Origin of the sequence: Allorhizobium sp. NPDC080224 (assembly GCF_050281005.1) — a bacterium.
Taxonomy (GTDB): domain Bacteria; phylum Pseudomonadota; class Alphaproteobacteria; order Rhizobiales; family Rhizobiaceae; genus Allorhizobium.
The window spans coordinates 44,328-57,657 of sequence record NZ_JBNNWJ010000006.1; the positions used below are offsets into that span (position 1 = coordinate 44,328).

The 13,330-nt window shown below is 58.9% G+C and carries 12 protein-coding genes; 8 read left to right on the forward strand and 4 right to left on the reverse strand.

The genetic code is table 11. From position 1 onward, the window contains the following. Positions 1–36: 36 nt before the first annotated feature. The 4 genes from ACQKP1_RS23115 to ACQKP1_RS23130 all read right to left on the reverse strand — a co-directional run bounded on the left by ACQKP1_RS23115 (position 37) and on the right by ACQKP1_RS23130 (position 4,680). Positions 37–771, reverse strand: coding sequence for a glycosyltransferase family 25 protein (locus ACQKP1_RS23115; RefSeq protein WP_427277189.1), 735 nt, complete (start codon positions 769–771; stop codon positions 37–39). A gap of 22 nt (positions 772–793) precedes the next feature. After that, positions 794–2,284, reverse strand: coding sequence for an ArnT family glycosyltransferase (locus ACQKP1_RS23120; protein ID WP_427277190.1), 1,491 nt, complete (start codon positions 2,282–2,284; stop codon positions 794–796). Beyond that, entirely contained in the window at positions 2,281–3,363 is a 1,083-nt protein-coding gene (locus ACQKP1_RS23125; protein ID WP_427277191.1) for a glycosyltransferase, read from the reverse strand. Before ACQKP1_RS23125 ends, ACQKP1_RS23120 begins: the two co-directional genes overlap by 4 nt. 258 nt (positions 3,364–3,621) lie before the next feature. Then, on the reverse strand, positions 3,622–4,680 hold the full coding sequence (locus ACQKP1_RS23130) for a LacI family DNA-binding transcriptional regulator (protein WP_427277257.1): 1,059 nt from the start codon (positions 4,678–4,680) through the stop codon (positions 3,622–3,624). 246 nt (positions 4,681–4,926) lie between these two features. Between ACQKP1_RS23130 and ACQKP1_RS23135 the strand changes: the two genes are divergently transcribed. The 8 genes from ACQKP1_RS23135 (at position 4,927) to ACQKP1_RS23170 (ending at position 13,316) form a co-directional block, all read left to right on the forward strand. Further along, a complete protein-coding gene (locus ACQKP1_RS23135) occupies positions 4,927–5,904 on the forward strand; it encodes a substrate-binding domain-containing protein (protein ID WP_427277192.1) in 978 nt (325 codons plus the stop codon). Between the two features lie 140 nt (positions 5,905–6,044). Beyond that, positions 6,045–7,559, forward strand: a complete 1,515-nt coding sequence (locus ACQKP1_RS23140) for a sugar ABC transporter ATP-binding protein (protein WP_427277193.1) — start codon at positions 6,045–6,047, stop codon at positions 7,557–7,559. Next, a complete protein-coding gene (locus ACQKP1_RS23145; protein WP_427277194.1) occupies positions 7,552–8,583 on the forward strand; it encodes an ABC transporter permease in 1,032 nt (343 codons plus the stop codon). The genes ACQKP1_RS23140 and ACQKP1_RS23145 overlap by 8 nt, the downstream gene beginning before the upstream one ends. Further along, positions 8,580–9,566 carry an ABC transporter permease gene (locus tag ACQKP1_RS23150; RefSeq protein WP_427277195.1) on the forward strand — a complete coding sequence of 329 codons (987 nt, stop codon included), beginning with the start codon at positions 8,580–8,582 and terminating at the stop codon, positions 9,564–9,566. The genes ACQKP1_RS23145 and ACQKP1_RS23150 overlap by 4 nt, the downstream gene beginning before the upstream one ends. An 11-nt stretch (positions 9,567–9,577) precedes the next feature. After that, on the forward strand, positions 9,578–10,426 hold the full coding sequence (locus ACQKP1_RS23155; protein WP_427277196.1) for a sugar phosphate isomerase/epimerase family protein: 849 nt from the start codon (positions 9,578–9,580) through the stop codon (positions 10,424–10,426). Positions 10,427–10,471: 45 nt separating this feature from the next. Further along, positions 10,472–11,116 (forward strand): nucleoside triphosphate hydrolase, encoded by a 645-nt coding sequence (locus ACQKP1_RS23160; protein WP_427277197.1) that lies wholly within the window; start codon positions 10,472–10,474, stop codon positions 11,114–11,116. Positions 11,117–11,184: 68 nt separating this feature from the next. Beyond that, positions 11,185–12,618 (forward strand): FGGY family carbohydrate kinase, encoded by a 1,434-nt coding sequence (locus ACQKP1_RS23165; protein WP_427277198.1) that lies wholly within the window; start codon positions 11,185–11,187, stop codon positions 12,616–12,618. Then, complete coding sequence (locus tag ACQKP1_RS23170) at positions 12,615–13,316, forward strand: class II aldolase/adducin family protein (RefSeq protein ID WP_427277199.1); 702 nt, start codon at positions 12,615–12,617, stop codon at positions 13,314–13,316. Before ACQKP1_RS23165 ends, ACQKP1_RS23170 begins: the two co-directional genes overlap by 4 nt. Positions 13,317–13,330 lie beyond the last annotated feature (14 nt).

Genomic DNA, 13,330 nt, shown 5'->3' on the forward strand with positions numbered 1-13,330 from the left:
CTGGTGAGTGGTCGCGGTGCGTATCCTGTGCATCGCTCAAGCGCGAAGAGCATATCTCAGCCTGACGACGTCGTCTCGCAGCCGCCTGAGATAGGTGCCGAGCCGTTTCCAGCTCGGGAACTTGACTGATCTGTAGATGTCGCGCGTTGCAATCGTCGTCCCGCCTTGGGCAATCGTCGCGACGTTATGGCGTGACATATAGACGTTCCCACCGTGGTCCCAGCCGCGCTCGAGGGCTGCATCCCAGGGATAGCGCATGACGGTCAAATGGTTGACGAGGAGCTTTGCCCCACGCCTTGTCACGCCATAGCATGCCGAAGATCCGAGAGGTCCGTGGATGGCGCGACCAAACTTATCCCCGAGTGCTGACGTCGCACTTCTCTTGAAGCCAACCACCCGATGGTTGAAGAACTTGATGACGTCGGCATCTGGCAAGGCGTTGAAAGCAGCCATTACCCGGTCTTGTAGGTCGGCCTTCAACTCGACATCGTCCTCAATGATCAGGCCGACATCGGCACCGGTGTCGATGAATGTTTCCAGCGCCCTTATATGGCTTCGGTAGCAGCCATATTCACCAGAGAGCATCAGGCGACCGGTATTGCGGCGGAAAGCGATGTTGTCGGTCGCTTCGCGTGCTTCTTCGGCTGTCCACTTGCCGTCGACGGCTGAAACTCGCTTGATGTCAAGGCCAAGCTCGCTTGCCCGGCCCGACAGTTTTTGCCACCGATCGACGGATCGATCGAGATTGATCGCGAATATTCGCATGCTCATGACCGTATTCCTGATCATCCGCTTACGACTCGCGCTTCAGGAGCACATAAGGAGTGATGTCAGTCTCGGTTTGTCGATAACCGGGTAAGGCACCGCAGCTGGCGTCCGCAATAACATATTCGGCATCAAGATCGGCCTGCTTGGCAATGCTGATCTTGTAGAAGCGTTGCATGTATGTGTGCAGAGCCCAATCCTGCCAGGCATTCTCGCAGGCGCTGATTGACGGCTTGCAGGTCCTTTGATTGGCGCAAACCAGGGTTTCGATGGCGTTCGCCTGCTCTATCGTGCGTCGATCGTCGCCTGACCGTCCGATATTGACAGTGACGATGACAATCGAAGCCGTTAAAAGTGCGACCGCACCAAGGCTGAGAACCTTTGCCTGCTGGTCTCGCAGTCGTGACAGCCCTTCCATAATTACCGGTGCAACCAGGATTGCGAAACCAGCGGAGTAGAAGAGAAGCGAGGTGTTGAAATAGAAGTTGGCAACACGGGGGCTAAGCCCGATCGGGAGCGACGCGGACATTCCGATCAGGATCAGGAAGGTGGCGCGCCTGAAGCGTTGGTTTCGAGTCAAGCTGCCGCCTCTGCCGAGCTTGAAGCGCCAGCTTGCCAGTGCGGCAAGCGCCAGGATTGCCAGAGAATAGCCGTTGACGCCCAGGATCTTGCGAAAAACGTAGAGCCCCCCGCCATAATGGCCACGCGCTCCGCTCAAGCTCGACGCAAGTTGAGCGGTCACATAGCGTTCCACGGCTTCGCGTGATGCGTCGAAGGCGTAGAGCGTCGCGACGAATAGCGCTATCACAGAAAGGATGACCACGCTGTCGAGCACCATGGTGAAGAATGCCGGTCTGCGGAACACGAGCCAGTAGATCGCGGGGGCGGCGAGCGGGAAGAGCCCGACCGGTCCCTTGGTCATCAGCGACAGGCAGATAGCGAGACCTGCCAGTGTAACGAGTGCGAGGCGCTTCGTGGAAAATGCGGGACTTGGTCGATCGTAAGCGATGACCAGGAGTAGGACCGCAGACAGAGAGAAGACGGCAAGCAGGTTGTCGAGGAGATTGTTTGCAAAGCCCCAGTTCACCCTGCCGGCAATTAGGGCCATGAGAAGGGCAATTGGAAAGGCCTTCTGGACGGCGACGTCATCCTTGTTGAGCCGCATCCAAATCTTGAACAGCAGCGCAGCTGAAATGACGAAGGTGAGCAGCGAAAAGCCCTTCTCGACCGCGATCGTGTCACCGAAGAGGGAAAAGCCGATCGCCTGCAGCCAGAACATCAGCGGCGGATGTTCGGCAAAGGTCGGAAAGAGCGTTTCTGAGAAATGTGGCGCCCACATTGTCCCGCGTCCCTCGGCCAGGTTTCTTGCAACAGTCGCGTAGATGCCCCCGTCGAAGAACATCGAGACATGGACAAGCTGAACAAGGATTTGCAGGCAGACTGCAGCGCATAGCAGGATCCAGACGGCGTTGATCACCGTTTGTGAGGGCAGGGGGCTTTGAGCGGTGTTACTGCTCATTTCCAGATGAACCTGTTGGCGATAACGAACTTCCAGACAGTGTCGATCGCAATGCCCGCAAGCGTTGCGATGAAGACCACGTGGATGAGGTTCTCGTAGGCAAGGGTAGCGGCCGAGACATTGGCGACGATGCCGACGGCCGAAACCGCAAGGAATTTGAGATAGCCGGACACAAGGCGCGGTCCCCGCAGCCGCCGGTCATGGAAGGTCAGGAGATTGTTTAAGAGAAAGTTGCTGGTGGCTGCAACCAGTGTTGCCACCGTTTGTGCCGTCGCAAAGGATGCAGATAGACCAAGTGCGGCATAAAGCACGGCAAAGTGGACGAAGACCCCAGATCCGCCGACGAAGAGGAAGGAGATGAGGTTCGCCGGCAGGATGCCTCGCGTCATCTTGCTCATCAGGAAGGTCGCGAATTTCCAAAGGACATGGCTGTCAAGCTTCGATGTGCCGTGCAGGCGGGTGCCGAAATCGAAGAAGACTTCGCCATGGCGCAGGGTCTTGTCCGTGTAGAGGATGTCCAGAAGAAGCTTGAAACCCGGATCGCCGAGCTCGGGTGCGAGCTTCAGGAAGCGATCGCGGCGGATCAGGAAAAAGCCCGTCAAGGGGTCGGACAGTTTTCGGCCGATCACGAAGCTGCTCAAGGCGTTGCCGATCTGCGAGAGGCGACGGCGGGGCGGAGAGAGGCCTTCCATGGTCTGGTCGTCTTCCAGCCGGCGGGCAGCACTGACGATGTCAAGGCCCTCGCGCTCCATGCACTCGACCATCTCGAGCACCACGGAAGGGTCATGCTGCCCGTCGGCATCCATGACGCAGAGCAGATCGCCCCTGGCGCTCAGCAGGCCTTGGATACTGGATTTCGCAAGACCACGATCGGCAAAGCGAATGACGGGACGAACGCGCGGTTCGATCTTGCCATAGTCAAATGCCTTTTGAGCGGTGCCATCGGCCGAATTGTCGTCGACAAAGAGCAGTTCCCAGTCGTGATCGGCAAGTGCACTCTTCACGCGCTCTGCGAAGGGCACGACGTTTTTGACCTCGTTATAGGTCGGGGCAATGATCGAGATGCTTTTTGAAGACACCGGCTTGGCCTATAGACGGTTGAGCGGCGCGAGAGAGCCTTTTGCACGGATGTCTGCCTCTGTCATGAACTGCCTGAAGTGACTGCTGCGCATGCTATCTTCCATCGACCCCGTCTGGGCTTCAAAGCCCATCCCTTGTTCCCGGTGGCTCGGTAGCATCTGCGCGCTAATGCAGCAACAGGCTGCAGGCGTCTTGTCTGTTGAGGAGGTTTGATCGTCGTCTCGCGGCTCTTTAAGGTTGTGTTTGTTGCTTGTGCCTCAGTCGACATCCTTCAAAGCATCGAGCGGGCCGGTGAGCGCTGTTCGTGGTTTGACCAGCATGGGCTGGACGAGATGGGTGATGGCCGGTGGGCGTGGCGTCTTCAGGATCTTGAAGCCTTCCTCGATCATCGCCTCGCTGTCCTGACGGATCATGTAGACAGGGAAGGGGAGGAAGGAGCCGAAGGGGTCGTAATCGTAGCAGCCGACGATGATATCGGCGAAGGTCTCGTGTGGATGCTGGCCCAAGAAGCGGATCAGGCCCTCAAGGTTGATTGACGAGTTGACGAAAAAGCAGCGTGGTAGCTTGCCATGGCTTTCATAAAAGGTCTCGAAGGCCCGTGCCGTCATGCCGGGTGAATAGCCCGTCGGCTGGATGCAGGCCTCGTTGTCGCTTTTGAGAAGCGCGTTCTTGATGTCTCTGAAACCGCGGATACGTTCACGGCTTGCATGGTCGTCGCGGCCGCCGAAGAGAAAGACTTCATCGGGATCAAGTGGCCCCTCTTCCTGGGCGCGCTCGATGATCGCCCGCGTCAGCATGCGTGCGCCTTCAAAATTATCCGAGATGACCGACGGGGCTTTGGTGCCTGGAAGGTCGATATTGACGTGTCTAAGGCCCGCCCTGGCGCAGATCTCGTGCACGCCATCCGGATCGGTTGCGCCGGCAATGAAGAGTTCGTCGATCGAATAGGAGATCAGCGTTTCGACGATCTGGCGTTCTTCATCCGGATCGCGGCAGGCGCTGACGACGATCGGGCATTGGCCCCGGCTTCTGACCTCAGCCTCGAAACTTTGCGCCATCGACGAGAAATAACGGTTGTCGTGGACGGGAAGCAAGAGCCCGACAAGCCCTGACCGCGAGGAGCGCAGGCCTCTCGCCTGAAGGTTTGCCGTATAGTCATGCTCGTCTGCCAATCCCTGGATCAGCTGTGCGGTCGCCTCCTTGATGCGGCGCTTGCGCCAGCTGCCGTTCAGAACCGCGCTGACCGTCGAGGGCGAACAGCCCGACAGGACCGAGAGGTCGTAGATCGTCGCCTTCTTCTTCGTCATTTCCGTCATCTGGTCTTCGTCTCCCTCGATGCTCTCCATAGAAAAATTCCCCTCTTGACGAAAGTCTAGCGCTGGCGGATATTGATTGCACCATCGATTGTGCAAAAAAGAAATATCGATTGTGCACTATGGTTCGCCGGAGGAGGCGATTGGGAGGCTTGAGGATATTCAAGGCCTTGAGGAAACGGGAGAGGCCGGGCGCTTAGTGCCACGGTCCTGGATCGTTGCGACGATCCCGAAAGAGGAGGAATGGACATGAAAAAGTTTATCGTGGCAGCCCTTGCTGCATCGCTTTCGCTTGGTGGCGCCGCCATTGCAACGGCCGCCGACAAGGTCGGCGTCGTCGTCAAGATCGGTGGTATCCCGTGGTTCAATGCCATGGAGGCTGGCATCAAGGAGCAGGGACAAAAGCTCGGACTCGACGCCTTCATGGTCGGCCCGACCAGCGCCGATCCCGCCCTTCAGGTGCGCGCCATCGAGGATCTGATCGCCCAGGGCGTCAAAGTCATCGGTGTCGTCCCCAATGATGCCAAGGTGCTCGAGCCTGTGCTGCAAAAGGCTCAAGCCGCCGGCATCAAGGTCGTCACGCATGAATCGCCCTCCCAGAAGGGGGCCGACTGGAATTTCGAGCTCGCTTCTTCGACCGGTTTCGGTGAAGCCCATGCCAAGCTTCTGGCCGAAAAAACCGGGGGCAAGGGCGAGTATGCCGTTTATGTCGGTTCGCTGACCGTGCCGCTCCACAATGCCTGGGCCGATGCCGCGATCGAATATCTGAAAGCAAACCATCCTGAGATGAAGCTCGTCGGTGACCGCTACGGTGTGGCCGAAGACGTCGACAGGAGCCGCTCGACAGCGCTTGACCTGATTGCCGCGCATCCTGACCTCAAAGGTTTCCTCGCCTTTGGTAGCCAGGGTCCGATCGGGGCAGGGCGTGCCGTCGAAGAGCGCCGCAAGACCGGCGAGATCTTCGTCATCGGTCCCTTCTCTCCCGGCCAGGGCCAGAAACTGATCAAGTCGGACGCGATCACTGGCGGCTTCATGTGGAACCCGAAGCAGGCCGGCGAAGTCTTCGTCACCATGGCGGATCGCCTGATCAAGGGCGAAAGCATCAAGGAAGGCGACGAGATCGAAGGTCTCGGCGTAATCCAGCCCGTCGGCAACGACATCATCGTCGACCAGCTGCTCGCGATCAACAAGGATACGGTCGACGAACTCGCAGCCATGGGGCTCTAAACCCAGCGAAAGGCCTCCCCGGATCCCGGTCTGCAATCTTTTCATGCAGATGGCGGACCTTCGCTGAATACCGGTGTCCGGCCCTACAATTTGGTCGGACACCGGACCTCATCAGAATTTTTGCAAGACAGGCCAGTATCATGACCATTGCGACGGATCAGGGCAGCACCGCCCGGCCGCTGCTTTCGCTGCGTGCCATCAACATGACCTTTGGAGGCGTTCGGGCCCTGAACGACGTTTCCTTTGACGTTATGCCCGGAGAAGTTCATTGCCTGGCCGGCGAAAACGGCTGCGGCAAGAGCACGCTGATCAAGGTGATCACCGGTGTCTATCGTCCGGCAAGCGGTGCTTTAATCGAATTCGACGGCGAAGAGATTGCGCAGATGAGCCCGGCAAAGGCGCAAAGCCTCGGGATCAAGGTGATCTGGCAGGATCTTGCTCTCTTTCCCGAAATGACGGTCGCCGAAAACATCGCCTTTGAGACGCTGGCCGGTGCTCGTCCGCGTCTCGTCAACTATTCGAGCATCCGGAAGATTGCCGAAGACGCGCTGAAGCGTCTCGGTGTTGTTCTTGATGTCGATCGGCCGCTGAAAGACTATGCCATTGCCCAGCGCCAGATCGTGGCCATTGCCCGTGCGCTGGTCGGTGAGGCCCGCATCGTCTTCATGGACGAGCCGACGGCCTCGCTCACCCAGTCCGAAACCGACTATCTTCTTCAGATCGTCCGCAATCTTTCGTCATCCGGCGTGGCCGTGGTCTTTGTCAGCCACAGGTTGGCAGAAGTGCTCGAGATCTCCTCGCGCATCACCGTGCTTCGCGATGGAAAGCTCGTCGGCGTTTTCCCTGTCGAAGGCATGACCCAGTCCAGGGTCACCGAGCTGATGACCGGCCGGACTTTCGACCAGAGCGTGCGTGCGCGCTCGGTTGAGGGGAATGATGTCGTCTTGTCCGTCGAAGGGCTTTCCCGTCGCGGCGAGTTCTCAAACATCAGCTTCAACCTGCGTCGTGGCGAAACGCTGGGGATCACCGGGCTTCTCGGGTCTGGTCGCACCGAGCTTGCATTGACGCTGTTTGGCATGCACCGCCCCCATGCCGGGACCGTTTTTCTCGATGGCCAACCGGTGTCCTTCTCGTCCAATCGGGATGCGATCAAGGCCGGCATTGCCTATCTCTCCGAGGACCGCCTGGCGCTCGGGCTCAACCAGCCGCAATCGATCGCCGACAATCTGGTCATGGCCTCGCTAAACAGGATCCTGCGCGGTGGCCTGATTGCGCCCGATCGCAAAGCCTCGCTGGTCAAGCGCTGGATTGCCGATCTCGGCGTGAAGATCGGCCTGCCGGAAGATGCCATCTCCACCCTGTCCGGTGGCAATCAGCAAAGGGTGGCCATTGCCAAATGGCTGGCCACCGATCCGCGCGTCCTGATCCTCGATGCCCCGACCGTCGGGGTCGATGTCGGGGCAAGAGCCGGCATCTTCGAGATCGTGGCTCAGCTGTCTTTAAGCGGCCTTTCGATCATCCTGATCTCCGACGAAGTGCCGGAAGTCTACTTCAACGCCGACCGCGTCCTGCATATGGACAAGGGAGAGATCAAGGCAAGCTTTGATCCGCGTATGACGAGCCTCCATGAGATCGAGGAGGCGGTCTATGCGTAAGCTTCTCGGCTCTCATCCGACCGAATTGGTGCTGATCCTCGTCATTGCCGCAATCAGCCTGGCCCTTTCCCTGCTCACCGATCGCTTCTTGACGCTCGGCAATATGTTCGACCTCCTGAATATCAGCGCGGTCAACATCATCTTCGCCGTCGGCCTGCTGGTCGTTCTAATTGCGGGCGGTATCGATATCTCCTTTGCGGTGGCAGCCTCGGTCGTTCAATATGCGACGGCTCTAGCGCTCGCCCAGCTTGGGGGTGGCGACTGGGTGTCAGGCTTCCTGCTTGCAGCCTTCTTCGGCATTGCGCTTGGCCTGATCAACGCCTTTCTCATTCATCGCTTCCAGATCATTTCGATCGTCGCCACCATCGCGACCTTCAACGTCTATTTCGGCTTGTTGATGTTCTTCACTCGGGGTGTGTCGATCTACAATCTGCCTGATTGGCTGACCACGCGCGTCATCGTCTTCGAGCGCGAAATGGCAGACGGAAGCTGGGCCGAGATCACCTTGCCGGTCATCGTCATGTTGGTCTGTGTCGTTGCTACCTGGTTCTTCGTGACCCGCACCACCACAGGCCGCCAGCTCTATGCCTTCGGGGACAATCCGGAAGGGGCGCGCCGCTTCGGCATCAATATCGGGGCCATGCAGTATATCGCCTTTGGCTGGCTCGGGCTGATGGCCGGCATCGCCGGACTGATGCAGGCCCATTACGCCCAGGAAGTCGTGCCCAATGCCCTTTACGGCCGCGAACTGGACGTGCTGGCAGCCGTGGTCCTCGGCGGTGCGCGCTTGGGCGGCGGCAAGGGTTCGGTACTTGGCTGTGTGCTCGGTGTCCTCCTGGTCTCGATCACCCAGAACGGTCTGAACCTGATGGGTGTTTCGCCCTTCGCCTTCAAGATGATCGTCGGTGCCATCATCCTTGGCGCTATCACACTTTCAAGCCTGCGCCTCGACGGCCTGTTTGGTGGAGCGGGATTGCGCAACGGCAGCCCGTCAGATGACGACAGGAAGGCAGGTCCGAAATGATGCGGCTTTATTCAAGCTTCAAACAGGTTCTGGGTGCCGATATGGCAGGCCCCTTGGCAGCACTCCTGATCGTGCTTGTTGTCTTTGGGTTGACCTCGCCGCAATTCTTCACGGCTGCGACCTTCGGCTCGGTCGCCTTCCAGCTGCCAGAGCTTGGCATTCTCACACTTGCCATGCTCTTGCCCATCCTCACCGGTGGTCTGAACCTCGCCATCACCTTTACCGCCAATGTGGCCGGCCTGACGCTAGCCTGGGTCCTGCAGACGAATGGGGGGCCAGATGCCGGCCCGATCGCCTTTGTGCTTGGTTCGCTGCTTGGCGTTTCCGTTGGTGCTGCAAGCGGTCTCGTCATGGGCCTCGTCATTGCCTTTACCCGCGCTCACCCGATCCTCGTCTCGCTTTCGATGATGATCTTCCTGCGTGGCCTTGGTGAGTTTCTGACCCGCGGTGGTGATATCTCCGGCTTTCCGGCATTTGTCGCGCCGATCGGCCATGGAAGCCTGTTTAGCGTTCCGATCCCGCTTCTGATCTTGATTGCCTGCGTTGCCGTCACCCATATCATCCTGTCGCGCAGCCGCCTTGGCTTTGCCACCTACATGATCGGCTCGAACATCGAGGCTGCACGCTATTCCGGCATCAATACCCGCAAGGTGCTCGTCCTCGTCTATGTGCTCTCGGGCGCAATCGCCGCCATTGCCGGCATCATCATGCTGGCCCGCTTCAATTCGGTCCGGATCGGGCATGGAGAATCCTATCTCCTGATCACCGTGCTTGCCTGCTTTCTCGGCGGCATCAATCCCTTTGGCGGTTTCGGCCGGGTGGTCCCGGTCTTCGTGGCGCTGATCGTGCTGCAATTGCTGTCCTCGGGGCTCAATCTTCTCGGTGCCAATCAGCACCTCGCAACAGCCGTCTGGGGTCTGCTGCTCATCACCGTGATGGTGCTGCGCTGGACCTCCGTCAGGTTCTTTAAGAAAAACAGATAGGAGTGATGATCATGCAGGGTTTTGGCGTCCATACGAGCATGTGGACCATGAACTGGGATCGGGCCGGTGCTGAAAAAGCCATTGCCGGTGCTGCCCATTACAAGATGGATTTCATTGAAATAGCACTTTTGAATGCGCCGGCCGTCGATGCGGCCCACACCCGGGCACTTCTCGAAAAGAACGGTTTGCGGGCCGTCTGCTCGCTCGGCCTGCCTGAGGCTGCCTGGGCCTCTGTTCGCCCGGATGCCGCGATCGAGCATTTGAAACAGGCCATCGAAAAGACGGCTGAAATGGGCGCAGAAGCTCTGTCAGGCGTCATTTATGGCGGCATTGGTGAGCGCACCGGCGTTCCGCCAACGCAGGGTGAGTATGACAATATCACAAGGGTGCTGTCGGAGGCGGCAAGCCATGCGAAACGTTTCGGCATCGAGCTTGGTGTCGAGGCCGTCAATCGCTACGAAAACCATCTGGTCAATTCTGCACAGCAGGCGGTCGATGTCGTGGAGCGCGTCGGTGCCGACAATGTCTTTGTCCATCTCGATACCTATCACATGAATATCGAGGAAAAGGGGGCCGCAAACGGCATCCTGGTTGCCCGCGAGCACCTCAAATACATCCATCTGTCCGAGAGCGATCGTGGCACGCCGGGCTACGGCAACGTGCCCTGGGACGAGATCTATGCCACGCTTGCGGCCATCGGCTTCAAGGGCGGACTTGCCATGGAAAGCTTCATCAACATGCCGCCGGAAGTCGCTTATGGGCTTGCCGTCTGGCGTCCGGTGGCACGTGACATGGAAGAGGTCATGGGCAACGGGCTTCCCTTCCTGCGCAACAAGGCCGCCCAATACGGGCTGATCTGAGCAGTGGATTTGGATGCTGCAAGTGACAAAGCGGAGGAAGATCTGATGGCGACAATCGATGGTTCAGTCGAGGTCCTGGTCCGCGAGATACTTAAGCGGCACTCGTTGAGCGGTGGCCGGCGTCTGCTGGTCGCGATTGCCGGTGCGCCTGGGTCTGGCAAGTCGACACTGGCCGACGCTGCAGCGCTTGCCATCAATCGACAGAGATCAGGGATTGCTGCCGTCTTTCCCATGGATGGCTATCACTTCGACGACCGCCTTCTCCATATCATGGGACGGCGCTCGAGGAAGGGGGCGCCTGACACTTTCGATGTTGATGGTCTGAAGCACATGCTGGGCCGGCTCAAGCAAAATACTGAAGACGCGATTGCCGTGCCGGTCTTTGACCGTCAGCTCGAGACTGCAAGGGCTGGTGCCAGGCTGATCCCGCACGAGGTGGAGATTGTCTTGTGCGAGGGCAATTATCTCCTGCTTCAACAGCGACCCTGGGACAGCCTGAAACCACTCTTCGACTTCACCGTGCTGGTGGATGTTGACGAGGCTGAACTTCGCCAGCGGCTTGTCGAGCGCTGGCAGGGCTATGGACTCCCCCCCGATGAGATCCGCGCCAAGGTGGAGGAAAACGACCTGCCAAACGGGGTGGTGATCGTCACCTCAAGCTCGAAGCCGGATCTTAAGCTGAGGAACTGAGCGAAAGGATGCCGTGATGACAAGCACTGCCCTGCCTGGGTGGTTTCGTCTCGTGAGAGATCATGGTCATGGCTGAACAGGCAGCCTCAGCCTCTATCTGCGTCCTTGATATCGGCAAGACCAATGTCAAGCTGAACGCCATGACCGCCACGGGCGATGTGCTTGAGACGCTCGCAATCGCAAATCCGACGCGCGCCGGTCCTCCCTGGCGCCATCATGACCTTGAGGGTTTGTCTGACTGGGTGTTTGACGAGCTTTCGGTTCTGTCCCGCAGGCACCAGATAGGAACCTTCGTTGCGACAGCCCATGGCTCAGGCGGGGTCTTGGTCGGTGATGATCCCGATCAAGGGGATGGATCCGTCCTGCCGATGATCGACTATGAGCAGCCGCTGCCCCTGGAGGTGCTCGACGCCTATGCCCCGCTTGCGGGTTCGTTTCATGATCGGGGCAGTGCCGTCATGCATGGCGCGACCCATCAGGCACGACAGCTCCTCTGGATGGAGATGGCGGAGTCCGAACGCTTTTCAGCGGGACGTGCGTTTTTGTGCCTGCCGCAATATTTTGCCTGGAAGATGACGGGCATTGCCGTCTCGGAAGCGACCTGCCTTGGAGCGCAGTCGCATCTTTGGAATATCCCGGATGATCGGCCGACACCGATCGTGATCGCCCGCAACTGGCAACGACTTCTGCCGCCCTTCCGGCCGGCCTGGTCGAGCCTTGGCAAGGTCAGGCCCTCATTGGCAAGCCGCTTTGCCCTGCCGCCATCGCTTGATGTCCTCACCGGCATCCATGACAGCAGCGCCAATTTCTACCGCTATCAGGCAGCCGGTCTGTCAGATGCTGCAATCTTGTCGACCGGCACCTGGATTGTCGGCATGAGCGCAAGGACGCCGCTTGAAGGTTTGAACGAGGCCGCCGGCATGACGATCAACAGCGACGTCTTTGGGCAACCCGTCGCTGGCGCCCTTGCCATGGGCGGACGTGAATTCGTTCATGTCGCCGGCGTGAGTGCTGGCCTGGCCACCGATCAAGAAACCGCAATCAGGCTGATGGCCCGCGGCACCATGGCGCTTCCAAGCTTTGGTGAGGGTGACGGGTTTTTTCCCGGCAGTGCGGGCCAAGGCTGCATCATCGGCCCAGAACCGCAAAACGATCGTGAGCGTCGTGCGCTCGGACTGATCTATATGGCGCTTCTTAGCGTCGAATGCCTTGAGGCTTTGCAAGCCTATGGGACAGCAGTCCTCGATGGCAGCTATCTGAAGGATCCCCTCTTTGCCCGCCTGGCTCAGGCGTTTCGGGGAGAGGCTGAGACCCTGTTCAACCTCGATGCCTATGGCGTTGCAACGGGGGCGGCACTGCTTGCCTCGCACGACAAGAGCCTCGCCTCGCAAGGCCTGCATCTTTCAAGGCCCGAGCCGCTTGAAGCACCGCATGACCTCATCACCACCTATCACCAAGACTGGCGTCGGGCCGCCAGAAAGACTGGAAAGGAAAACCCATGACCGTAAGCGATAACCAGGCCTTGCGCGAAAAGATGGTCGACATCTGCCGCAGGATGAATTCCACAGGCATCAATCAGGGCACGGCCGGCAATCTGTCGGTCAGAACGTCCAACGGGTTCCTGATCACGCCGTCGTCCTTGCCCTATGACATCATGACACCGGATGATCTGGTCGAGATGGATTTTGATGGCACCTATCTTGGCCGCCGGCCATCGTCTGAATGGCGGTTTCACCGGGATATCCTGAAGAACCGCACAGATATGAATGTCGTCTTGCACTGCCATTCGCTCTACGCCACGACACTTGCCTGCCATCACAAGACGATCCCGGCCTTCCACTACATGGTCGGGGTTGCCGGCGGCACGACGGTTCGTTGCGCCGACTACGCGACCTTCGGTACCCAGGCCCTGTCGGATCATGCCTTGAAGGCGCTTGATGGACGCTTTGCCTGCCTGCTTGGCCAGCATGGCCAGATCTCGCTTGGCAAGGACCTTGAGCAGGCCCTGTGGCTGGCGATCGAGGTCGAGACCCTGTCACGCATGTATGTCCAGGTGCTGACGCTTGGCGAACCGCCGATCCTCTCAGATGATGAAATGGCCCGTGTTCTTAATCAGATGAAGCGCATGAGTTATGGGCTTGGGCCAGAGGCGGAAGGCTCCAATGATGTGCCACGTCCGCGTGCATCGATTGAAGCATGATGCGGAGATGAGCC

Coding starts and splice junctions, on each gene's coding strand:
- ACQKP1_RS23115 (WP_427277189.1), bottom strand. CDS start 771: ATGAGCATGCGAATATTCGCGATCAATCTCGATCGATCCGTCGATCGG.
- ACQKP1_RS23120 (WP_427277190.1), bottom strand. CDS start 2,284: ATGAGCAGTAACACCGCTCAAAGCCCCCTGCCCTCACAAACGGTGATC.
- ACQKP1_RS23130 (WP_427277257.1), bottom strand. CDS start 4,680: ATGACGGAAATGACGAAGAAGAAGGCGACGATCTACGACCTCTCGGTC.
- ACQKP1_RS23135 (WP_427277192.1), top strand. CDS start 4,927: ATGAAAAAGTTTATCGTGGCAGCCCTTGCTGCATCGCTTTCGCTTGGT.
- ACQKP1_RS23140 (WP_427277193.1), top strand. CDS start 6,045: ATGACCATTGCGACGGATCAGGGCAGCACCGCCCGGCCGCTGCTTTCG.
- ACQKP1_RS23145 (WP_427277194.1), top strand. CDS start 7,552: ATGCGTAAGCTTCTCGGCTCTCATCCGACCGAATTGGTGCTGATCCTC.
- ACQKP1_RS23150 (WP_427277195.1), top strand. CDS start 8,580: ATGATGCGGCTTTATTCAAGCTTCAAACAGGTTCTGGGTGCCGATATG.
- ACQKP1_RS23155 (WP_427277196.1), top strand. CDS start 9,578: ATGCAGGGTTTTGGCGTCCATACGAGCATGTGGACCATGAACTGGGAT.
- ACQKP1_RS23160 (WP_427277197.1), top strand. CDS start 10,472: ATGGCGACAATCGATGGTTCAGTCGAGGTCCTGGTCCGCGAGATACTT.
- ACQKP1_RS23165 (WP_427277198.1), top strand. CDS start 11,185: ATGGCTGAACAGGCAGCCTCAGCCTCTATCTGCGTCCTTGATATCGGC.
- ACQKP1_RS23170 (WP_427277199.1), top strand. CDS start 12,615: ATGACCGTAAGCGATAACCAGGCCTTGCGCGAAAAGATGGTCGACATC.